Raw genomic sequence first — 21,854 nt, 5'->3', positions numbered from 1 at the left:
GCCTGTAAGGGCGCTTACGCCTTTGCTTCCCGTTTACCGGAACCAGTTTTTTATTTTTGAACGCAGGGTTTCTTCTTTTTTCTCTTCCTCGTTTTCTTCTTCTGGTTCTTCTTCTTTTATGAAGATTTCTTCTTTATCGATGGCGTAATCATACGTTAAAACAGCGCCAATATCGGTAGCATTTTCTTCGTTGGTGATTGTAGTATAAGGGATGTTGTACTTTGTGGCGAGTGCTTTTTCCTCTGTTAGAAATCGGTAGGCAACATGTCCATTCATAATGAGCCTAGTACCGGGATGTTGCTGCATCGCCTCTTCTAATTTTTCGAGTCCGGAGTCACTCATGACCTGACCGATTGTAAGGGCAATGACAACCCGTTCGCGCAAGGTACCGAGAAACCGGATTCTTTCATCTTCTTTTGGAAGACGGACACCGTGTATCCCTTCTGTTATATAGTCATCTACATTTTTTTTGCTCATTGTTAATCATCCTTTAGAAGATGTTTTCTTACTTTAAATGTACGTGAATCATGGCTAAAAATCAACTAAAGGCAGTTCTACCTGCAATCTTTTCCAAATGAAAAATCAGGTCTCCACCATGTGAAGACCTGAAGTTTGTCATTTATTCTTAATTCTTCGGATGGCTGCTCGATCCCTTGCTTGAGCTTCCCAGTCGTCCGCGTCGGCAAACTCATCGGAAAATTCGACATCCATTCCGTCACTATATTTTAATTGGTGCTTCGGTGTTTGACCTAATGCGGCATTCTTCCTTCTCTTGTGTTCATCTCTACCCATGATAAGTCTCCTTTACGTTTAATGAGGCATTTGCCCTTGGACTTTACCAAAGCTGTTTATATAATTTTGCATGTCTTCTTGCTTCAATTGTGGTACCTGATAATATTTATTTTTGTTTTGGTAAAGGAAAATTTCGTATGCCATTTCAATGAGGTTCGGGATACTGTCAGCAAATACACGGCGCAGGACTGGATTTGTTGCTTCCAGTGCTGTCGTTGTGAAGTGGGACGCACAGCCCTTTAAATGTCCCATCATAAAACTGGAGTAACAAGCGTCATTGATTTCATTCATCGATTGGGCAGGAGTCTTCGGTTGGCTTGGTTCCATGCCATAGGTTGTATCATTTCCATATGGCATATTATACGTTTGTGTTTTTACAGCTGGCTCCTGACCGGTTTGCAGGGCATCTATAATCGTATTGTACATTTGAGTCAAATACGATTTCTGTCTGGAAAGAAGTTGCTTTAATTCTGGGTCTTGAATATGCTGTTCGTATATAACAGAATGTTCAAGCGCGCCGACTAAGCCATCAATCGCCTCATGAGAATCAAAAAGCTCATGTCCTCCATGACTTACTTGGGCCGGCATTTGGGATGATTCGTTAAAATTTTGATTTTGTTGTTGATTGAACAATTGGATGACCTCCTTCATATGATCGGTATTATTTTCTTCTGATTGAGGAATGTTATGCATGATAAATTTTATCCAAGCGATTTGTGTTCGATTTTTCACGGGAATCATTTGTAATTCCCCCGCCTAAAAAAGAAGTAATCTTTTTTAAGCAGGAGCTAACGGACGCTAACCCCCTGATTGATCCAACTAACATTCCGTGAGAAAAGTACAAAGCTTCAATAAAATGAGTTTTGTTTTATACAGCTTATTGGAATTTTGATATGATGGGGATAGTTGAAGAATAAGGGGGAAGATGTACCGTGAAGGAAAAGCAACCGATCCAGTTGGATGAACGGATTTCGTTGATTGATGGGTTTGATATGGACATACCAAGCAGGACAGGTACATATGTCATTCAGGAAGAGGAATTGACATTGATTGAGGTGGGGCCGAGTCCGTCGGTGAAATATATTAAGCGCGGGCTTGAAAACTTAAGTAGATCGCTTGCGGAAGTGAGGTATATTATTGTTACCCATGTTCACCTTGATCATGCGGGTGGCGCAGGCTTTTTACTTCAGCAATGTCCAAATGCGACGTTGATTGTCCATCCACGCGGCGGGAGACATTTGATCGATCCGACGAAGCTTGCGGCAGGTGCGCGGGCGATTTATGGTGAAAGTTTCTCGGAAATTTATGATCCGATTGTTCCGGTTCCGGCGGATAAAGTAGTTGAGAAATCTGAAGGTGACACGCTTGATATTGGACCGAATTGCACATTGGAATTTTGGGACACACCGGGACATGCGAAACACCACTTCAGCATTTTTGATCCGGTAAGTAATGGAATTTTCACAGGGGATACAGCGGGAGTCCGTTATGAATTATTACTGCAAGATGGGGTGGAGTTATACTTACCAACGACATCACCAAACCATTTCAATCCGAATGATATGCATGCATCAATTAATCGCTTTGCGGAAAAAGATGTCGACCGAATTTACTTCGGCCATTTTGGTATGACGGAAAATCCAAAGGAAGCGTTAAAGCAAGTGGCACAGTGGCTGGATATTTACGTGGAAATCGCGGAAGAAGTTGTAGACGAAGGCGGCGACTATAATGAAATCGCTCGCAGAATTATGAAAAGGGTAAAGGAACATTTAAGAGGTCTAGGCATCCAGGATGATCATGAGGTGTACATTATTATTAACTTGGATGTACAGATTAGTGCGCTAGGGATGATTGATTATTTTCAGAAGATAAAACAGTGAGGATAAGTAAGGCAAGCGGGTGGATTGGGACAAGTTCCTGGTTCACCCTTTTTGGGCAGAGGCCCCTTAATTAAAAGTGATCATGGGAGCTCGAATACTCCATGATGAATTAGCAAAGAATAATCTTTAAAGAAAAGGAGATTATTCTTTATGCTTGGACTTATTATTGCCATCATTGTGTTAAACATGGGTGCATTTTTATGGGTGAAGCGACTCGCTAAAAGACATATTGTTCACATCTGTGTTTTTATTATCCTTTTTCACTTATCAGTTGATCTCTTTTTGAGTGTGAAATACGGGGCATATTGGTATTTCGACAGGGGACTTCAATGGTTGGATGTTCTTCCGGTTGCTCTGTTATCCCCGCCAGCTGCTCTTCTATTTTTAAATGGATATCCAACTCAAAGCTCTCGATTCAAGCGCGTACTATATATTCTGCTCTGGTCCCTAATCATTACGGTTTTTGAAGCTTTAACCATGCTGCCTGGACCATGGGGATTCTTTCATCATGGGTGGTGGAAATTGACATATTCCGCTCTCGTTTACCCCGTATTATTCTGCATAATATTGCTTTATTATAAATGGATCCGTGGAATCGACGAGAAAGAGAGCAAGGGGTTTGATCATTTCCCTAAGGAGCCACGAAAATGAACAATTATAATAATGATAATACAGCGAGACGTTATAAAGCGCATGTTAGTTTATATGGCACTACGCAACTTCATCTGAGAAATCCTTATATTATTGCCTGGTGGTCTGCCGCGTTCCCAGGGTGTGGTCATTTACTCTTATCCAAGTACCTGAGAGGGTATTCCTTTTTCTTCTGGGAAATTATCGTGAATAATATGTCTCATTTGAACCTGGCTATTGTGTATTCTTTTACCGGTAACTTTCAGATGGCAAGGGAGGTTCTCGAGCCAAGAGTACTTCTTTTATACTTACCGGTCTATATTTTCGCTATATGGGATAGTTACCGAACAACAGTAGATCTGAATAAGATTTTCATATTAGCTGAACGTGAAAATGCCAGCTTTAATTCTTATGCCATTGGCTCTGTGGGAATTAATTATTTGGATAAAAGAAGTCCATTGATGGCGGTATTATGGTCTATTTTCACCCCGGGATTGGGGCAATTATATATACACCGGGGGTTAACAGCTGCTCTTATGCTAATTTTTTCTATCATTTTTGTTTATTATTCAAATGCACTTATTGCTGTCCATTTCCTTTTCCTAGGAGAAATTAAACAGGCGACAGCATCACTTAACCCGCAATGGTTTTTATTTATTCCTTCGTATTTCTCGTTTGCCGTGTATGATGCTTATGTGAATACAGTGGAAAATAACAAGTTGTTTGAAAGCGAACAACGAAAATTTCTCCAGCAAAATTATCAACAATCTCCGTTTAAAATTCCAGATCTTACGAGGTGAAATAGATTGCAAATTTTTTCTACATTTGAGCATTCAATATATCTTGAACTAGTGATCACCGCAATCGAGGAAATGGGAATACGTAGTGAAAATATTCTTGCGGTACCACTGATAAACCGTATGCAAGAAAGAAAACTACTCGATACACTTCACCGAGCAGATGGTTTTAGTTTATTTGATAAGGCGGCCGCAATTGGAACAGCATTTTCTGTGATTGGAACAAGTATCGGCTTTGCATTGGAGTGGGGCCCGATTTTTTGGGGATTAATTTATGGGGCAATCGGATTTATGATTGGATTTATAATTGATTATATTCTTAATAAGGTTGTATATAAAAGAAAAAGGGTTTCGAGGGGAAAGTATGCTGAAGTAATACTAGTGATTAATTGTCCGGATGACCTAGTGGAGAGAGTTGAAGGGCTGCTATGGGATCACCTTGCTTTAGGGGTGGCTAAATTAAAAATGTGATTTTTACTGAATAACAGTGTGAATTTATAAGGATGAGATCATTGTATGATGATCTTATTTCTTCGTTATTCATTTTTAAGATCATTCAATTTTTGCAGCCTGTAGAAGTAGGGCGAGGGTTAAATCTTAAATCGTCCGTTTGAACCAGATTTGAGGGTTCGGGCAAATTAGGTGCTGTAATCATCCGTTAGAGCTGGATTCGAATTCGTTTGAGTGAATAAAAATGCTCTAATCGCCTGTTTATTCCGGTCTCTAGTTCGTTCGGGATTTATGAAGTCTATCAGTGAAAAAATTGTGTGAAATAACAAATAAAATTTAAGGTATTATGATATTATTTATGAATAGAGTGCAACTAAGAAAGGAACTAGCTCTCCATACAGAATTTAGATGTTAGGGGATATGTATGAAAGGGGGGACAAGAATACTTATTTTTAGGAAGTTAACTACGACTTTTGTTACGACTTCGCTTCTTTCCATTTTTTTCGCTCTTTTCACGATCAATTTTGGCTCTGAAATGGAATATAATCAAGGAAATCAGTTCCTCGGTTGGTTCTATGTTTATACAATGTATATCGGATTAATCATCCTTTTATATGGAAATATTGTATCCGTGGTGATTGAACTTTTACAGAGAAAGTGGTTTCAACAGTATGATTGGTTGTATGTAATGCTTCTTGGCTTATTTGGATTAGCCAATGGTATCCTGTTTCATAATCTATTGGCCGCTTTGTATGGAATGATGGCTGCGATTCTCTATGGGATTATCGATAAATGGTTACAGGGCAGAAGGAAAAAGGCAAAAGGTATGAAAGCCGCCTTCCTTATACCAATCGCTACCATTGTTATTTGCTGGGGTTATTTACAGATTATCTCACCTCCCCTGCCACCATTTACAGAGGAAGATGCCATTCTCGAGGCAACTTCTGATGAAGATTCAATTACGGAAGGCTTCCCTAAGTTTGTTGGAAAGTGGGAAGAAAGAATTGAGGATTATCGCGTTATAAAAGAAACGAGTGTAGAAGAAATTGGCAAAGAAACGTATCTCGTTACCTTCACGGAAACGTGGGAGAAAGGAGAGGAAAGGGATACGTGGTCGTTTGCTTATAAAGTGGATAGGAACAGTTTAAGTGCTCAAGGTCTGCAGGGTGGTTTTAAAGAGGATTTGTGAGAAGATTGACGTAAATTCATTCGATGAATGCTTTGACAAAAATCTGCGTAATGCTTTAGGTTCAAATTACTGTATCAATGTATAAACTTGGGAATATGGCCAAGCGTTTCTATCAAGTGACCTTGAATCACTGAACTACATGATACAGAAGTTGTTAGGTCAGTCTTGAAGTAACCGAGCTTGAATAAGCGTGGAAACAAATTGGCTCAAGTGTCTATGCACCATTTATGAATGTTTTCTCATTGCCCTACTTGTTATCCCTGAAATTCATATAACGAACCGAGGGACTGCCGATATAACGAATTTTGAGTTGATTAAAACGAATATTTATTAAAAAAGCCATTTTGACTAATAAATCAAAATGGCTTTTTTCTTTAGAAATGAATGAGGATAGACACGATTGTTTTTTATTTGTTTAACAAATCCGTGTCCAACTCCAGCATAATCGGACAATGGTCACTCCCCATCACATCCGGATGTGCCACGGACTGAACGAGAGCGTTTTTTAGCCGCTCCGAAACGATGAAGTAATCGATCCGCCAGCCAATGTTCCGCTCCCGAACCGTCTTCATGTACGACCACCAGGTATAGATCCCTTCCGTATCCGGGTGAAAGTATCGCAATGTATCAATGAAACCATTAGACAGGATTCGCGTCATTTTACTCCGTTCCTCTACTGTAAAGCCGGAGTTACCTTTATTCGTCTTAAAGTTTCTAATATCGATTTCTTCATGCGCAACATTTAAATCGCCGCAATAGATGACAGGTTTTGCTGCATCAAGTTCACGCAGGTATTCAAATAGTTTATCTTCCCATTCGAGGCGTTCCTCAAGCCGTGTTAAATCACGTTTTGCATTTGGGGTGTACACATTAACGAGATAGAAATCTTCGTATTCGAGCGTGAGAATGCGACCTTCAATTTCCGAATCCTCACTACCAACTCCGTAACGGACGTTAATTGGTTTAACCTTCGTAAAAACAGCCGTCCCAGAGTAGCCTTTCCGCTCGGCATAGTTCCAATATTGATGATAGCCTTTTAAGTCCAAATCTATTTGACCAGCTTGTACTTTCGATTCCTGAATACAGAAGATGTCTGCATCTATCTCCTCGAAGTAATCCAGGAACCCTTTCCGGACACAAGCACGTATTCCATTTACATTCCATGAGACCAACTTCATTTTATATTAACTCCCTTTAATTCTAATTGTTTCATCTTGCATAAAGCTTATTGTAACATAAACCTCTGTGCCCCATGGGATAGTAGAAAGGGAAATATATTTGAAAAAGGGATTGACAGTTACGTGTATTAAGCATATAATACAGCATATCGGGTGTATTGTGTGCTTAATACGCTCTGTTTACACCTCGTGTACTAACTTCTTAATACACAATTATACCCTCAGTGTATTAAGTGTTTAATACATAAAAGGCCATAAAAGATATTAACTTCAAGAAATGAGGAGGGTTATATTGAAGATTACGTTTAATAAACGGGATCCCGTTTACGTACAGGTCGTGCAGCATTTCAAAGAGCAGATTGCGAGTGGCAAGTATGAGTTGGGACAAGAAATTCCATCCCGTCGTGAGCTGGCGAATCAGTTGAAAATTAATCCGAATACGGCACAACGAGCATATAAGGAAATGGAGGAAGCGGGCTTGATTTTTACCGAGGGAAATAATCCGAGTCGCATTACGAAGGATGAGCAAGTATTACGTGATCTTCGTACAGAGCTAATAGAAGGTGCAGTGGATCGCTTGATTGCGGCTGTGGAACCGGTTAATATTCCGATCGATGAATTGATTGGGCTAATTCAAGAGAAATATGAAGAACAGAGGAGGGGACAGGTTTGATCGAAGTGAAGAATGTGACGAAGAAATTTGGCAGGAAAAAAGTACTGCAAGGAGTCTCTTTCACAGCGAATAAGGGGGAGATCACTTGCCTGATTGGTGTGAATGGGGTCGGGAAAACAACGATTTTAAATGGTATTGTAAACCTCACACCTATGTCGAGTGGTGAAATTTTGATTGATGGAGAAAAGCTTACGAAGGAAACATATGAAAAAGTGGCTTTCATTCCAGATGCGATCACCATGCTCCCTCATATGCGAGTCGAGGAAGCGATGCAATTTATGCAGGACTTTTACAATAGCTGGAACAACGAACGGGCAGAGGAATTATTACAGTTTTTTAAATTGAAAAAGGAAGATCGCATTTCGAGTTTATCGAAAGGGAATGTGGCAAAAGCGAATCTATTACTAGGGCTTGCTCTTGATGTAGATTATTTATTAATGGATGAGCCTTTTTCCGGAATCGATATATTCAGCCGGGAGCAGATTGCTGATGTATTCACGAGCCACTTAGTAGAGGACCGTGGTGTTATCATCACGACCCATGAAATTAACGATATTGAACATCTTATTGATAAAGTTGTTCTTCTTGATGACGGGATTGTGTTTAAGGAATTCGAAACGGAAGAGATGCGGGAAGTGGAAGGAAAATCGGTAGTTGACGTGATGAGGGAGGTTTATCGCGGATGAGTAATTATCTGAAGTTAGTGAATTTCGAGCTTGGCCGGTTTATCAAAGTATATTTCATACTTGCAGGAATTACGATTGCTTCTCAGCTAATCGGTACGGTGCTCGTTGCAAATAATTATATGAAGCTATTTAACGAAGAAATATATACGAACGGTATGACGACAGAGCAGTTCGTTGAGACTCACGGGGAGTTTAGTTTACTTCATGTGCAGTATTCTCAATTGTTTGATTTTCCCATCATTTTTGCTGCGGCAACCTTAATCATTTATTCCTTCCTCATCTGGTATCGGGATTGGTTGGGGAAGAATACGTTCATCTATCGGCTGCTCATGCTGCCGACAGCAAGAATCAATATATATTTAGCGAAGGCGAGTGCTATTTTTCTGATGGTGCTTGGGCTTGTCGCTTTGCAGGTTATTTTATTAAATGTAGAGTCTAATATTTTGAAATGGATGGTTCCCGCTAATTTGCGAGTGGATCTAGGAATTATGGAGTTTATCGGTAATGCAGTCGGTGGGTTTTCAGTGGGATTAATTATTCCGACGAGCTTCATTGAATTTTTAATCCATTATGGGGTTGGCTTTATGGTTGTGTTTATTTTATTTACGGCAATTCTTTTTGAAAGAAGTTACCGGTTTAAAGGAATTGCGTATGGGATTGGTTATGCAATTATAGCGTTCGTTGTCTTTTTTGCGCCGTTTGTCGTGGAGATGATTTTAGGAAAAAGCTATTTATATCCAATCGAATTATTTATTCTTGAGGTTTTATTGTGGGTTGTTGTTACAGGGGTGAGCATTTGGGTCAGCAATTATTTATTGAATAAAAAGGTCACGGTATAGGAGGGGAGCTTTGTGAAGAGGTATTGGAAAATCGTAATTCTGCCACTTTTTATTGTTATAACATTTGGCGTTTTATATGTGCATCACGCAATTGCTAAGGAAAGTTTGCCGCAGATTGAGTTGGTGAATGTTTCAGGTAATGAAGAGAACAGGGAAGATATCATCGTTTACGGTGATTATGTGACATATGAGAGTTCCGTTTGGGAATCGTTTAGACTTAGTACAGATGGGGTTAAATATTCTAGGGATCAAAATTTCTTAGAACAATTTAATGCATTCTTCCAACCACAGGAAATAGAGAAGTTGATGAATGAAGAACGGAATTTTATGAGAGGGAAGGAAGAAGATCCAGCTCTATTTGTTGATGATGGGGAGCGGATAGCATATGCCGGACCATCAAATATTTACTTTGAGTCAAACGAACTTGAGGTGGATGTACTGGATAGAGAAAGTCGGGAAAGAAAATCGTTTAAGGTGGATATACCGGATAATGAAAGAACGGATCACTCGTATGTAGAACAAGTACAGCTCCTTGATGATACACTTTATGTGGCAACTGTTAATTATATTATGGAGGAACAGGAATTACATGTCTATGAAATTTCGCTGAGTGATGAAACAATTGAGGACCAGGGTGCCATTGTGAGTGATTCAGTTCATAGTTATTTTGATGTATTAAATGATGGTTTGGGGATTCAACAACCAGGATATCTCGTTGTTAGAGTTGAGGATATCGAATGGGATGAAGGTATGTATACTTCAGAGTTAGTTGGTGAAGAATACTTTATTTATGATTTAGAGACAAAAGAGAAGCAGGTCATTGAAGTTCCAGAAGAGTTTGCAGCTGCAGAGGAAGAATACAGGACGGCAGAGCAAGACTACATGGAGGAAGAGCAAGAATTGGATGAAGAAGTGATCTATCCGATGAACTATACGAGTATCGGAAAGGAAGAACTTTACTTTATAACCTTCACGTCTGATGGGCTGAAATACTATCCATATCATTTGAAAGAAAATAAGCCTGGTGGGGAAAAGGAAATCAGCTTTGACGAGAACATTTTAAGCGGGCTTTCCGGAGTTTACCCTAAAGGAGATCATCTGTATTTCCATAGTAATACAGGAGAAGATGGGAACCAGAAAAAGTTGTTTAAGGTTGACCTCGAAAGTGGTGAAACCGTCTATGAGGGAGAAATCAAGCTTACCGATGTGCCGAAAGAGACGCATGCTTATAATGTAGAAATCTATTCAATCGAAGAAAAACGGTAAAGAGAAACGTGGCTTTAGCATTAGTCTAGAGCCACGTTTTTATATATTTTATCAAGCTTTTCCTCGAGTAAATCCATATGGACGATTCTTGCTTCCCGAATATATTCTTTCCCTTCCACAAACAATAAGAGAACGGGAATGGTGAAGATGGAAAAGCGCCCAGCCACTGCTTCCACATCATCTGCATTAATGTGAGCGGGATGAATCTGGGGATAGTTCTCCAGCAAGCTTTGCACCTTCGGGAGTAAGGCATGACAGACACTGCAGTTGGTCCGAGAAATATATAGGAAAGATAAGGGATGGCTTTCGATGAAGTCGTCAATTTCTCGAATGGAATGAAGCTCTTGGAATACGCGCATGCTATGACCTCCAAATGTAAGATTTATTTTATTATTATAACAGGGAAGTGTGCTTAAACCACGTTTAATGTTTATGTGGACTTGAAGCGGGAAATGATTAGAAAAAAGAATATGAGGTGAACGTAATGAATGATAAGGATAAAAGTTTTGAAAAAGTCCCAGAAAAGAAGCCGAAATGGAATGAAGAGCGCCGCAATGAGCTTGATGAATTCAAACAACAGCAACATGTTGATGACATCCCTCTCGAAGATTTGAAAATCGAACAAGAAGATGAAAAAGACAAACACAAAACAAAAGACAACTCCCAAAGCGAACAGAAATATAAATAGCGGGACATGGGGTCAGAGCATTTGTCCCATTTTGGGTCATCCGAGTTAAGGCGTAAATTCACATAACCAGTTCCAGTTGGTGCTAGTATTTGTTGAAGAGGGCAGTGATAGTCTGGATAAGTCCCCACAAGCAATAAGCTATTTTCGGAAAAGTTATTGACAAGCTCGCTCACTGCCCTTCAACGAAAAGAACTGATAACAGTCATCACTTCCCCAAATATTAGACACAAAAACGACCACTGACATATGAACATACATGTACTATTCACCGCTCCATTAATACCCGAACAAGTACACTATGTCCTATTGAAACAGGAGGTATACGATTATGCCCGAAGCTATGATTATCCGATTGATTGTTACTGCGGTTGTACTCGTAATCATTGTTGTTATTCTCATCCGCTTTCGAAACGGTAATTCAACGGAGGCGGGTCCTTCTGATTCGCTCGACATCATGAAAAGGCGTTACGAAAAAGGTGAGATTACGAAAGAAGATTATGAAGAAGCAAAAAGGCGTCGAGGGAAAAAATAAACTGGGACAGGGTCTGACCCCATGTCCCAGTTTCATTTACGCTTTGAAGCGGGTGAATTTTTCTTCGAGTGGTGTTCGTTCTTTTGGTGTTGGTTTTTCGTCAAAGTACCCGAGGTGGATAAAGCCGACAATTTTTTCATTATCTTTAACATCAAGAATCTCTTTTACTTTCGGATCGTATATATGCGGATTTGTTTTCCAAACGACGCCAAGCTGTTTCTCCCAGGCGAGCAGCCAGAAATTTTGAATCAGCGTTGCAATCGCTCCGAAGTTTTCATCCCACTGTTTTTCCAGTTCCGGAACATCCATCACAGCGACTAATATTGCATTCGGTTCGTTCAAATAGTTCTCCCGGTTCTCCTGTCTTGCCTCTGGATATGTTGCTGCTACCCGCTTTGCAAATACCGGCAGCTCTTCCTCTCCAACGAAAATAAAGCGCCACGGTTCGCGCATCCCATGAGTCGGTGCCCAGCGCGCATCCTGCAATAATTCCCGCACGATTTCTTCTGTGACCGTTTTATCGTTATACCCTTTCTTAATCGCCCGTCGCTCCCGAATAATATTCGCTAAATATGTCTTCTCCATTTTTTCAGGTCCCCTATTTGTTTAATATATTCTCTCATTGATTGTAGTTCAGGATGAATGATAAAGCAATTCACATGGAAATCAAATAGTTTGTGAGGTTCATCACTGACTTTTCCTAGAAATGCAGATAAAATAGAAGGTAGGTAAAAGAATTGGAGGCTACATAAATGACGCTTTACGACGCACTTGTGTTTATACATATTTTCTCAGCTATTCTCGGGATGGGGCCGGGCATGGTAATGACTGCTGTCGTCACGCTATCGAAACCAGCTACGATGACGGAGTTAAGGCATTCTTTTAAAGTAAGAAATTCGTTACATATATTTACAATGGTAGGCGGAACGTTACTGCTTGTCACCGGATTATGGATGGGCGCTCTGAATCCGTTTTGGTTCAGCCAAGGCTGGTATATTGTTAGTCTTGTACTCTTCCTTGTTGCGCTTGTGATGGGACCGGTCGTGCTCAGTCCACGTTCGAAGCCAATCAAGCAATTGTTTGTCGATGTAGAGGGAGACGAGATCCCTCAGTTGTATTATGATTTATCGAAGGAATTATTCTTTTATGAACGGATTATTAATGTGATTTTCCTTATCATTATAGCGTTGATGATTTTAAAGCCGTTTTAGGAAAATAAAAAACGGCTCTTCCTATTGTGGGAAGTATTTGAAAATAGCTATCTCGCACCGATGAAATATGTTACCCTTTACTTAAAAGGGAATGAGTGTAGTGAGCGTTTCAAGACCCCGATTGATTTTAATATGCTTGCTGCTTCATTATTGACCCTCATTTTATTTACTTACACTAAGTCTTCTTATCTTATTATAATTTTGATTGTCGGTATATTTCATACTTAATAGATAAAATAATTACCTTAAGGGAATGGATAACATAAAAAATCTAAAAAGCTGGAAACATCCTGCACTGCTACTAATAACAATCGGAATATCAAATATCGGAGACTTTATTCATCTTGTTGCGATAAACATCATGGTGTACCAGCTCACTGGTTCCGCAGCGGCAGTGGCTGGTCTCTGGATCATCGCACCGTTAACAAATATCGTTACGAAGTTTTGGACAGGAAGTTTCATTGATTACCGGAGTAAGAGAAAAGTAATGGGAGCCACGTTTATTTTGCGGGGATTGTTCATCTGTTTAATCCCATATGCTCCAAACATGGTAGTAATTTATGGCATTCTCGTAATTTTAAGTGTCGGGAAAGCTTTCTATAATCCTGCATCCATGACGTATGTTGCGATTCTTATACCGACAGAAAAAAGGAAGCGCTTTAACTCTGTTCGGTCATTTGTCGATTCTGGAGCTTTTATTATCGGGCCGGCCATTGGAGGGGCATTGATCCTATCCACCTCAGTTGAAGCTACCTTGTGGATAAACGCAGTATCTTTTATCTTCGCAGCAATCTTATTATTATTCTTACCGGAAAAAGAAGAGATTGATAAAGAAGCTATCCCCGCATTAACTATTTCCCAAGTCGTCCGTGACTTTACGGTTGTGCAAAAGTTCATGAGGGAAAATAAGTATGTAACTTTTATTTATCTCGGATCCATTATCATTATGATCTTTTCTTTTGCGATGGATGCTCAGGAGGTTGTTTTTACGCAGCAGGTCATCGGTCTTTCGGAATTGGAATACAGTTTATTGATTAGTATTACTGGCATTGGATCGCTCGTAGGGGCAATGCTTTTAACGATTTTTTCTAATAAAATGTCATTGCGCCATATGATAGTGATCGGATTGATTATGTGGACGGTCGGTTACGTGATTTATGCATTTTCCTGGTCGTTCGCTTCCATAATTGTTGGCTTTGTCATCTTAGGGTTCTTCAATGTTTTCCTTAATGCAGGAATCATGACCTTTTATCAAAATAACGTTCCGATCGAGGTGATGGGCAGAGTTACAAGTATTTATCAGCTTATTCAAAGTGCGATCCAAGTAATATTTATTTTAGCAATTGGTGTTGTGGCAGATCTTGTTTCCTTACGAATGACGATTGTTACGTTGGCCCTCGTGATGTTAGTTGCATCGATAATTTTTTCCGTTTCTGTATTGAAACCTGACAAGCAAGGGTTTTATCGGGAGGATGACGGGGAGGCGAATTTGGAAATTAAATAAAGATTAAGGAGTTGTTTAAAAGAACCATTAGGAATAGTAATTTTAATCATAGTATCTAAATTGGTTAGGGGGACAGCCGTGCTCAAATTTATCGGAATGGATCTAAAAAAGCATCATAAAGAAGTAGTTGAATTTCGAAAAGATTCATTTAGAGTAAGCTTCGGTGATGCCTCAAACTTTGTTGCAACGGACTATTTAAGATGAATAAAGAAATTGATGTGAATGAATAAAATTTTTGACAAAATGATAATAAGAAATTTCTATTTCATACGAGGGGGAGTATATATGTTATGGGAAGAAGTTCGAAAAGCATATCCTGATAAATGGGTTGTATTTGAAGCAATCGAAGCTCACTCAGATAGTAATTATCGCATAGTAGATGACATAGCCGTAATAGATACTTTTGACGACTCGATGGACGCATTCCGTCGCCACAATGAATTACACAAGCAAAAGCCTAATCGGGAACTATACTTCTTTCGTACATCTAGAGAGGATCTCGATATACATGAGAAAAAATGGACTGGACTTAGAAAAATATGATTAAGATAAAGGAAATATCAGAATTACCATTTATAGAGGTTACAGTTACTTTTCGAGGACGAAGCTTAAAATTAGAAAATGCTTTAATTGTTTGAGTACTATTGTCTTTTCTAACAAATGGGGTAGCTTCATTCAACAAGAGTTTTTGCAATTTTAAATAAAAAGTGACTAAAAGGGTGGGGCTGCATGAAGAATAGCTTTATTGAACACATTCAAAAGGTTTATCCTAACCTCCCAATTGAACAGTTTTATCTTAATGAAATTGGCCAAAATAACGACGTGTTCATTGTAAACGAATCTTTGGTTTTTAGATTTCCGAAATATAAAAATGGAATCCTTCAATTAAAAAGAGAGACGGAAATTTTGAATTACATTAAAGATATCATCTCGACCCCTATTCCGAATCCAATTTATCATTCCTTTGAAGGGTTAGAACCAGGTAAGGTCTTTACTGGTTATAATCTAATAGCTGGTGTTCCTTTGTGGAAGGAAAGTTTAAAAGGTATTAAGAATTATGAATTGGTTAAAGGAGTAGCAAAGCAATTTGTTTCTTTTCTTATAGAATTACATGCGATTTCAGAAGAAAAAGTAAGTCGAGATTTGAAACTAAAGGTTCGTAATCCTCGTATAGAAATGTATAACTTGTATGATAGGATTCAAAAAAAGCTATTTCCTTATTTTGGAAAAGACGCTCAAGAAGAAATAACATACACATCTGAAACGTTCCTAAAAGGGGAAGCGTTCTCAAAAGTAGATATCACACTGATACACGGAGATTTTGGTGCATCTAATATCTTATGGAATCCGGAAACAAGTAGAATTTCGGGGATAATAGATTTTGGTGGGTCTGGATTAGGAGACCCAGCTTATGATTTTGCGGGAATACTCTCCAGCTATGGTAGAGACTTTTTTGATATGTGTATAAGCCTATATCCTAACGGTGACCAGCTATCAGAACGGGTTAAATTCTATAAGCGTACGTTTCCTTTGCAAGAAGCATTGCACGGGATTGAGAATGACGATAAAGAGGCATTTGAAAGTGGAATTAAAGATTTTAGATAGATTCCTGTAAGCTATCTGGTGCATGGTTTGGTTATCGTATTAACAGGACAGGATTGTTTAACAACAGAGAAGTTGTTCTTAGTGATATTTAACAAATAGTTGCTGTGATTTTCTGCTAATACTATCAGTGAATTGAGAAATTTATAAAAGCAATTGCAGGAGGAGAAAATATGTTTGAATATAAGATTGATAATGATGTTTCTTTGAGAATGTTTACGGAGGATGATGCAGAGGAGTATTATCATTTAATAGTTGACTCAAAGCAACATTTAAAACAATGGATCACTTGGGTAGAAGCTGTCGAAAGTCAAAACGATACAAATGAGAGCTTAAAACAAAGAATCGAAGGATTAGTGGAGAACGGTGGATATCCTAAGTGGTTTGCAATTATATATAAAGGAAGAATAGCAGGTACGATTGGATTTAATGAAGTTGATAAATTTAATAATGTAGGGGAATTAGGTTATTGGCTAGGTAGGGGCTTTCAAGGCAAGGGCGTAATATCTAGGGCCTACAAAACGGTGATAGATTATGGATTCAAAGAACTTTCACTCAATCGGATTGAAGTTTATATAGCTGCTGGAAATGAGCGAAGCAGAGCTATACCCGAAAAATTTGGTTTTATTGAAGAAGGTAGAATAAGAAAAACAGAATGGTTAAATGACCATTATGAAGATCAAATAATTTACGGGATTTTGGCGGAAGAGTGGAAGTGAAAATTCACTAACGGGTGCAATCCTGAAAAAGGAGAAGCACCTTTTTTGTCGAATATATTCAATAGGGCATGTTTGTTAAAAAAGGAATAAATTTAACCGAAATCGGATTGAAGGGAGTGAAATACTTTAGAATGGATATTAGAAGACCAAATGGTTCTGAACTTGAAAAGATTATTCAACTATCTCCGCAAGCCTTATTCGATGGCACATTAGGTGAAGTAAGACCCACAAATGAAAAAATTAAAAGTCTTATTGAACCATTATTGGAAAAAGGAAGCTATTATTTAATAGCAATTGAAGAAGGTAAACTAATGGGGTGGATCCTTATAGGGGAAAGTAGAGACCAATTTACTGATAAGATGAATGGTTTTATTTATGAGTTATTTGTTTTGGAAGAATTTAGAGGAAATGGAGTTTCTAAACAATTATTGAGAACTGCTATTGATGAACTAAGAGAAAATGGATACCCTGAGGTTCGTCTAAGTGCATTTGCGGGTAATCAAGCCATTAAACTTTATGAGAAATTGGGCTTTAACCTTAGAACAGTCACCATGACTTTCCCCTTATAGATATGGATTTGCACTAATGGATGGTTACTTCAATATGAAATAATATATTTTTTATTATTTCGCCTAAACTCAAAACCGCACTGTAACAAAGATTATTAAATATTGGATTTTTTGTATACTGGAGGAGAAATTCAGGCAGCAATTTTTGTGAAGTTTGTCAGTGCGAAGATTGGGTTGATAGAGCCTAGGAAAATGTCTAAAACGGGGGTAAAAGTAAAATGAGAAACAAGCGTTTTAAAATAACCCTTTCCACCATCTCCATTTTACTTTTCGGTTATCATATATTCAATTTATTTTATCTCTGGTCAGATATCCCAAGTCAGAACGCCATCCATTTCACTGGTAAGACTCCAGATAATTGGGGTTCCAAATACATTTTATTCGTAATGCCAGTTTTAAGCATCCTCATTTGGTTCCTCATTGGCTTATTAGTCAAAAACCCGGAAAAAATGAACTATGTTAATTTAACAGAAGCGAATAAAGAAATCCAGTTTGCCAGAGTTGGAAAAGTGATGTTGCTTATTCAAAACCTGGGCTTTATAGCCTTTGTTATGGCTAACGAAGCGTTGTTAAGAAATGCAGCAGGACTTGAGTCTGCCTTTCCTTTTGCAGTTTCACTCTTTCTTTTAGCGATTTGCCTTATAGCACCTTTTTATCTTTTGTTCTGGGCATTTTTGTTGAAGTACTGAAGAAGTTAATTGAGGTGTTGGACATTATTATGTAAGTTTATGGAGGTTCTATAGGAGGGAATAACACATGAGAACTGAAAAAGAAATGTTTGACCTAATAATAGATACAGCTCAAAAAGACGAACGCATCCGAGCCGTTTATATGAATGGATCAAGAACCAATCCTAAAGCCCCAAAGGATATCTTCCAGGACTATGATATTGTTTACGTAGTTACAGAAACAGCTTCATTCATAAAAAATGAGAAATGGATCGATATTTTTGGGGATTTAATTATGATTCAAAAACCCGATGAAAACGATAAATGTATAGGGCTAGATGTTGAATTTGAAAAGTCTTATGGATATTTAATGCTTTTTACAGATGGTAATCGAATCGACTTACATATTGAGACAAAAGAAGCTATGATTGAGAACTATACAAAGGAAAAACTTACGATTCCTTTATTGGATAAAGACAGCATCCTTCCTGATATTCCAAAACCTATAGATAAGGATTATTGGGTAAAGAAGCCATCAGAACCTCTCTTCATGAGTTGTTGTAATGACTTTTGGTGGTGTCTGCAGAACGTAGGAAAAGGAATATGGCGTGATGAGTTGCCATATGCAAAACAAATGTTTGAGTTTGTAATAAGGGATAGATTAGATGGAATGGTTTCTTGGTGGATTGGCATAAAATATGATTTCCAAATTTCGGTGGGAAAGATGGGTAAGTATTTTAAACAGTACCTCCCTGATCTCTATTGGGAAATGTATAAAAAGACCTATTCTGACTACAACTATAAGAATTTTTGGAACTCAATTTTTGTAGCTTGCGAATTATTTAGAGTGTTAGCAAAAGATGTTGCAGAACAATTATTATTTACATATCCAATGAATGACGATAAGAAAATGACGGAATTCCTTAAACATATTAGGGAATTACCAGTTGACGCACAAGGTATATTTGAATAATGCGAAATACGATTTGAATTTTACAATAATTTATTATAATCTTGCAAAAAGGAATGGCAGATTTGAAGGTTTTGGAGTTGATTTATGTAGTAAATAATTTAGATAATTACTTTACTTGAGCTTAATGAAGTTGATTATTCAAATCCCATTTTAAAACGAAGGCTAATTTAACTTATAAAGAGATAAACATACCACATAACAGGAATTCAGAGGAAGAAAAGAAGGGAATAGCGATGAAAATTTTAGAAGCTAAAAACATCGTCAAAGTTTATGGGAAAGCCAATGATGAAGGGTCAACGACTGCATTAAATGGTATCAACCTTTCTGTGTCGGAAGGAGAATTCGTTGCGATTATGGGGCCTTCAGGCAGCGGGAAAACAACCTTGCTAAACATATTGAGTGGAATTGATAAGCCAACTTCTGGAGAGATCTTTATAGAAGGTCAAAAGTTGAATGAAATGACCGGAGATGCTTTGGCGCAGTTTCGTCGTAGAAAGTTAGGATTTGTCTTTCAGGACTTCAATCTATTAGAAAGTTTAACGGTAAAAGAAAATATTATACTGCCGATGATACTCGAAAAGAAAAGCGGACCAGAAATGGAAAAGAAGGTACAAGAACTGGCAAGTCTCTTTGATATTGAAGCGATTTTAAATAAATATCCCTACCATATCTCAGGTGGACAACAGCAACGAACAGCCGTTAGCCGTGCATTGGCAAATGAACCACAGATTATATTTGCGGATGAACCGACAGGGAATTTGGATTCCAAGTCTTCTACCGTCATTATGGAATGTTTGAAAAAAGTGGTACAAGAGTTGTCAACCACTGTACTTCTAGTAACACACGATGTTTTCGCTGCAAGCTATTGCGAGAAGGTTATCTTTATAAGGGACGGGTCCGTTCATTCACACCTAGAGAAAAAATCGGATCGGAAAGCTTTTCTAGATGATATCATGAATCATCTCGCTCTCTTAGGGGGGAGGCAGCATGACATTTAACCAAGTCGTCTGGAAAATGGCGAAGTATCATTACAAGAAATATCTTTTTTATCTTGCATGTAATAGCTTGGCTATCCTTTTTTTCTTTATGTTTATGACAGTTTATTTTAATGAACAACTTGTTGCATTGAAGGAAATAGAAGGAATCCAAAGTCTTCTAGCAATACCGGGCGCTGCACTTATTGTGTTTACCGTATTTTTCATTAGCTATGCTCATCAAATTTTCATGAAGAAAAGGCGGAGTGAGTTTGGTCTACTTATGACATTAGGGATGACGAAACGTGATATTAGCAAACTATTGCTAATAGAAAATAGCATAATTGCTGTAATAGCGATCATCATTGGAATTGGAGCAGGGACAATTTTTTCTCAGTTCTTTTTTTGGTTGTTATTGAAAGGAACAGGTATTCAGGAAGTTGCCTTTCATCTTAATGCAGACATGTTCATCTATTCCATCGGTGCTTTCATGCTCGTCTTTATTGTATCGATAGCACAATCCCTTTACTTAACGATGAATAGAGATATTATGGAGAACTTGAAAACGGAAAAAATGACGGAAAATACGGCGTTTAAACATCCGGCTATCGGAGGGATTGGAGTAGCATTTGTCGTTGGTTCAATTATTGGACTTTTTGTTACGTATACCGATCCTGATGGCGGTGAATATCTAATGCTTTGGGCAATGATAACTTTTATCGGTCTGTATATTGCTTTAAAACATTTGACCTCTTTTTTTATCGGACTCATTAAAAAGAATAAGAATCTTTACTATGGTAGGTTGCTTTATTGGACGAGCATTGATCATAAATATAAACAATTTACCTCGATTATGATACTCGTTACTATTATGGTGATGACCACACTTCTATATAGCACAATTGTATTTTACGGCTATACGGAGACTGGAAAAGAAGCCATCGAAAGAAATCCTTATACAATCGCGTTTATTTCGACGGACAGTAAAAATAATTTACCTGCAGATGAAGTTTATGCGATTTTTGATGAATATGAAAATCCTGTAGAGGAGCATTTTACTATCCCAGTCTATTTTAAATTTGAATGGGATGATGATGGTTATCCTTATACGGTTACCTTTATGCCTCTTAGCGCATTCAATGAGGTGACTGCAAGTGGATTTGAATTGCAAGGTAAGGAATTAATCTATCATTTAAATATCAGTACGGAGGATCCTGAAAGTATATCCTATGGTAGGGAATTACGTTTCTCAATTGATGGAGAAGAGATCCTCTATGATTATACTAAAGTAATTGGGGAGAAACGCTTTAATTATTTGGATGAGTTTTTTATTATAAACGATGCGGAACTAGAAACGTTGAAGGGTAATTTAGATGGGCTTGAAGCAACAGCCCATTTCATTAATGTTAAAGATTGGAAGGACTCGGAAGAAGCAGTTTTTACATTGGAACAAGCTTTTAAAAGTTATAACGCCACTACTCCGGATTTGAATGTTGAAAATATTCTTCCGGAAGAGGAGCTTTTTTACGTTGATTCTCTGGTGAGTGATTATGCAAACCGCATGAATTCAGAAGGTATTCATTTTTTCGTGGCGATCTTTTTAAGCGTTTTATTCTTTATCGGTTCCTTTCTTCTACTGTACATTCAATTATTTTCAGAAATTGATAGAGAGGAACTGAGAATCCGTAAGCTGTATCGCATTGGAATTACAAGTAAAGAAGTGAAGGGATTAGTATCCCGGGAAATCACGACCATATTTATGCTGCCGACCTTACTCGGGTTAATGATTGCATTGTTATATCTTATTGCGATGGCAACAGATATAGGAGGAGTGTTAGCAAACCCGGGGATTTTGTTCCAGTTTCTCTTGATTGCCGGAATTTACTTTGTGATTTTAATAATTTTTCTTATTTATGCCAAGCGAAAGATGTTTATGGAGATTGCTGGTTTTAGGGAGGAATGATTCTAATTTTTCAACAAGTGTTATTAAATAAATGAAGCCCATTTTTAGTAACTAACAATATTTTGAGGAAA

Annotated in this window: 27 protein-coding genes and 1 riboswitch; of the genes, 21 read left to right on the top strand and 6 right to left on the bottom strand. The window is 38.1% G+C overall.

Features of this window, described 5'->3' with window-relative positions; translation table 11 throughout:
* Nucleotides 1–33: 33 nt before the first annotated feature.
* The 3 genes from GN217_RS07720 to GN217_RS07710 form a co-directional block, all read right to left on the bottom strand.
* Entirely contained in the window at nucleotides 34–477 is a 444-nt protein-coding gene (locus GN217_RS07720) for a YueI family protein (RefSeq protein ID WP_156856096.1), read from the bottom strand.
* A gap of 138 nt (nucleotides 478–615) precedes the next feature.
* The gene (locus tag GN217_RS07715; RefSeq protein WP_156856095.1) at nucleotides 616–792 is read right to left on the bottom strand and encodes a YfhD family protein; all 177 of its coding nucleotides are present in this window, start codon (nucleotides 790–792) and stop codon (nucleotides 616–618) included.
* A gap of 18 nt (nucleotides 793–810) precedes the next feature.
* Nucleotides 811–1,443, bottom strand: a complete 633-nt coding sequence (locus GN217_RS07710) for a spore coat protein (protein ID WP_370459745.1) — start codon at nucleotides 1,441–1,443, stop codon at nucleotides 811–813.
* Between the two features lie 281 nt (nucleotides 1,444–1,724).
* Between GN217_RS07710 and GN217_RS07705 the strand changes: the two genes are divergently transcribed.
* The 5 genes from GN217_RS07705 (at nucleotide 1,725) to GN217_RS07685 (ending at nucleotide 5,738) form a co-directional block, all read left to right on the top strand.
* Nucleotides 1,725–2,672, top strand: coding sequence for an MBL fold metallo-hydrolase (locus GN217_RS07705; RefSeq protein ID WP_156856094.1), 948 nt, complete (start codon nucleotides 1,725–1,727; stop codon nucleotides 2,670–2,672).
* Between the two features lie 150 nt (nucleotides 2,673–2,822).
* A complete protein-coding gene (locus GN217_RS07700) occupies nucleotides 2,823–3,323 on the top strand; it encodes a CBO0543 family protein (protein WP_156856093.1) in 501 nt (166 codons plus the stop codon).
* Complete coding sequence (locus GN217_RS07695; protein WP_156856092.1) at nucleotides 3,320–4,102, top strand: hypothetical protein; 783 nt, start codon at nucleotides 3,320–3,322, stop codon at nucleotides 4,100–4,102. Before GN217_RS07700 ends, GN217_RS07695 begins: the two co-directional genes overlap by 4 nt.
* A 6-nt stretch (nucleotides 4,103–4,108) precedes the next feature.
* Nucleotides 4,109–4,570, top strand: coding sequence for a hypothetical protein (locus GN217_RS07690; protein ID WP_156856091.1), 462 nt, complete (start codon nucleotides 4,109–4,111; stop codon nucleotides 4,568–4,570).
* 403 nt (nucleotides 4,571–4,973) lie between these two features.
* Nucleotides 4,974–5,738 carry a glycosyltransferase family protein gene (locus GN217_RS07685; protein WP_156856090.1) on the top strand — a complete coding sequence of 255 codons (765 nt, stop codon included), beginning with the start codon at nucleotides 4,974–4,976 and terminating at the stop codon, nucleotides 5,736–5,738.
* 56 nt (nucleotides 5,739–5,794) lie between these two features.
* Nucleotides 5,795–5,896: riboswitch (purine riboswitch) on the top strand.
* A 249-nt stretch (nucleotides 5,897–6,145) separates the two neighbouring features.
* On the opposite strand, the gene GN217_RS07680 is transcribed toward GN217_RS07685, so the two are convergent.
* Nucleotides 6,146–6,916 (bottom strand): exodeoxyribonuclease III, encoded by a 771-nt coding sequence (locus GN217_RS07680; RefSeq protein ID WP_156856089.1) that lies wholly within the window; start codon nucleotides 6,914–6,916, stop codon nucleotides 6,146–6,148.
* Nucleotides 6,917–7,208: 292 nt separating this feature from the next.
* Here GN217_RS07680 and GN217_RS07675 point away from each other — a divergent pair, with 292 nt between their 5' ends.
* From GN217_RS07675 to GN217_RS07660, 4 genes are read left to right on the top strand one after another with little or no spacing between them, the layout of a single operon-like run.
* Entirely contained in the window at nucleotides 7,209–7,589 is a 381-nt protein-coding gene (locus GN217_RS07675; RefSeq protein ID WP_156856088.1) for a GntR family transcriptional regulator, read from the top strand.
* Entirely contained in the window at nucleotides 7,586–8,275 is a 690-nt protein-coding gene (locus GN217_RS07670; RefSeq protein WP_156856087.1) for an ABC transporter ATP-binding protein, read from the top strand. The genes GN217_RS07675 and GN217_RS07670 overlap by 4 nt, the downstream gene beginning before the upstream one ends.
* Nucleotides 8,272–9,114 (top strand): hypothetical protein, encoded by an 843-nt coding sequence (locus GN217_RS07665; protein ID WP_156856086.1) that lies wholly within the window; start codon nucleotides 8,272–8,274, stop codon nucleotides 9,112–9,114. The genes GN217_RS07670 and GN217_RS07665 overlap by 4 nt, the downstream gene beginning before the upstream one ends.
* Nucleotides 9,115–9,126: 12 nt before the next feature.
* Nucleotides 9,127–10,380, top strand: coding sequence for a hypothetical protein (locus GN217_RS07660; protein WP_156856085.1), 1,254 nt, complete (start codon nucleotides 9,127–9,129; stop codon nucleotides 10,378–10,380).
* Between the two features lie 20 nt (nucleotides 10,381–10,400).
* On the opposite strand, the gene GN217_RS07655 is transcribed toward GN217_RS07660, so the two are convergent.
* A complete protein-coding gene (locus GN217_RS07655) occupies nucleotides 10,401–10,739 on the bottom strand; it encodes a thioredoxin family protein (protein WP_156856084.1) in 339 nt (112 codons plus the stop codon).
* A 125-nt stretch (nucleotides 10,740–10,864) separates the two neighbouring features.
* Here GN217_RS07655 and GN217_RS07650 point away from each other — a divergent pair, with 125 nt between their 5' ends.
* Both GN217_RS07650 and GN217_RS07645 read left to right on the top strand, forming a co-directional pair.
* Complete coding sequence (locus GN217_RS07650; RefSeq protein ID WP_156856083.1) at nucleotides 10,865–11,068, top strand: hypothetical protein; 204 nt, start codon at nucleotides 10,865–10,867, stop codon at nucleotides 11,066–11,068.
* Nucleotides 11,069–11,396: 328 nt separating this feature from the next.
* Nucleotides 11,397–11,600 carry an SHOCT domain-containing protein gene (locus GN217_RS07645; RefSeq protein ID WP_232334365.1) on the top strand — a complete coding sequence of 68 codons (204 nt, stop codon included), beginning with the start codon at nucleotides 11,397–11,399 and terminating at the stop codon, nucleotides 11,598–11,600.
* Nucleotides 11,601–11,636: 36 nt separating this feature from the next.
* Here the strand turns inward: GN217_RS07645 and GN217_RS07640 are convergent, their stop codons facing one another.
* Complete coding sequence (locus GN217_RS07640) at nucleotides 11,637–12,185, bottom strand: nitroreductase family protein (protein WP_156856082.1); 549 nt, start codon at nucleotides 12,183–12,185, stop codon at nucleotides 11,637–11,639.
* Between the two features lie 167 nt (nucleotides 12,186–12,352).
* Here GN217_RS07640 and GN217_RS07635 point away from each other — a divergent pair, with 167 nt between their 5' ends.
* The 10 genes from GN217_RS07635 (at nucleotide 12,353) to GN217_RS07590 (ending at nucleotide 21,783) form a co-directional block, all read left to right on the top strand.
* Nucleotides 12,353–12,811, top strand: coding sequence for a DUF2269 family protein (locus GN217_RS07635; RefSeq protein WP_156856081.1), 459 nt, complete (start codon nucleotides 12,353–12,355; stop codon nucleotides 12,809–12,811).
* Nucleotides 12,812–13,064: 253 nt separating this feature from the next.
* Nucleotides 13,065–14,315 (top strand): MFS transporter, encoded by a 1,251-nt coding sequence (locus GN217_RS07630; RefSeq protein ID WP_156856080.1) that lies wholly within the window; start codon nucleotides 13,065–13,067, stop codon nucleotides 14,313–14,315.
* Nucleotides 14,316–14,558: 243 nt separating this feature from the next.
* Entirely contained in the window at nucleotides 14,559–14,858 is a 300-nt protein-coding gene (locus GN217_RS07625; RefSeq protein WP_232334364.1) for a hypothetical protein, read from the top strand.
* Between the two features lie 186 nt (nucleotides 14,859–15,044).
* Nucleotides 15,045–15,920 (top strand): phosphotransferase family protein, encoded by an 876-nt coding sequence (locus GN217_RS07620; RefSeq protein ID WP_156856079.1) that lies wholly within the window; start codon nucleotides 15,045–15,047, stop codon nucleotides 15,918–15,920.
* 170 nt (nucleotides 15,921–16,090) lie between these two features.
* Nucleotides 16,091–16,636: a GNAT family N-acetyltransferase gene (locus GN217_RS07615; RefSeq protein WP_156856078.1), complete on the top strand. Its 546-nt coding sequence runs from the start codon at nucleotides 16,091–16,093 to the stop codon at nucleotides 16,634–16,636.
* A 131-nt stretch (nucleotides 16,637–16,767) separates the two neighbouring features.
* A complete protein-coding gene (locus tag GN217_RS07610; protein ID WP_156856122.1) occupies nucleotides 16,768–17,205 on the top strand; it encodes a GNAT family N-acetyltransferase in 438 nt (145 codons plus the stop codon).
* A gap of 218 nt (nucleotides 17,206–17,423) precedes the next feature.
* The gene (locus tag GN217_RS07605; RefSeq protein ID WP_156856077.1) at nucleotides 17,424–17,894 is read left to right on the top strand and encodes a DUF1648 domain-containing protein; all 471 of its coding nucleotides are present in this window, start codon (nucleotides 17,424–17,426) and stop codon (nucleotides 17,892–17,894) included.
* Nucleotides 17,895–17,961: 67 nt separating this feature from the next.
* Complete coding sequence (locus GN217_RS07600) at nucleotides 17,962–18,846, top strand: aminoglycoside 6-adenylyltransferase (RefSeq protein ID WP_156856076.1); 885 nt, start codon at nucleotides 17,962–17,964, stop codon at nucleotides 18,844–18,846.
* Nucleotides 18,847–19,079: 233 nt separating this feature from the next.
* A complete protein-coding gene (locus GN217_RS07595) occupies nucleotides 19,080–19,844 on the top strand; it encodes an ABC transporter ATP-binding protein (RefSeq protein ID WP_156856075.1) in 765 nt (254 codons plus the stop codon).
* Entirely contained in the window at nucleotides 19,834–21,783 is a 1,950-nt protein-coding gene (locus GN217_RS07590; protein WP_156856074.1) for an FtsX-like permease family protein, read from the top strand. The genes GN217_RS07595 and GN217_RS07590 overlap by 11 nt, the downstream gene beginning before the upstream one ends.
* Nucleotides 21,784–21,854: the final 71 nt, after the last annotated feature.

This window comes from Oceanobacillus sp. AG (assembly GCF_009746545.1).
In the GTDB taxonomy this organism is placed as follows: Bacteria; Bacillota; Bacilli; order Bacillales; family Amphibacillaceae; genus Oceanobacillus; species Oceanobacillus indicireducens.
The sequence above is the reverse complement of the archived record's forward strand: the minus strand, read 5'-3'. Positions and strand labels throughout refer to the sequence as shown.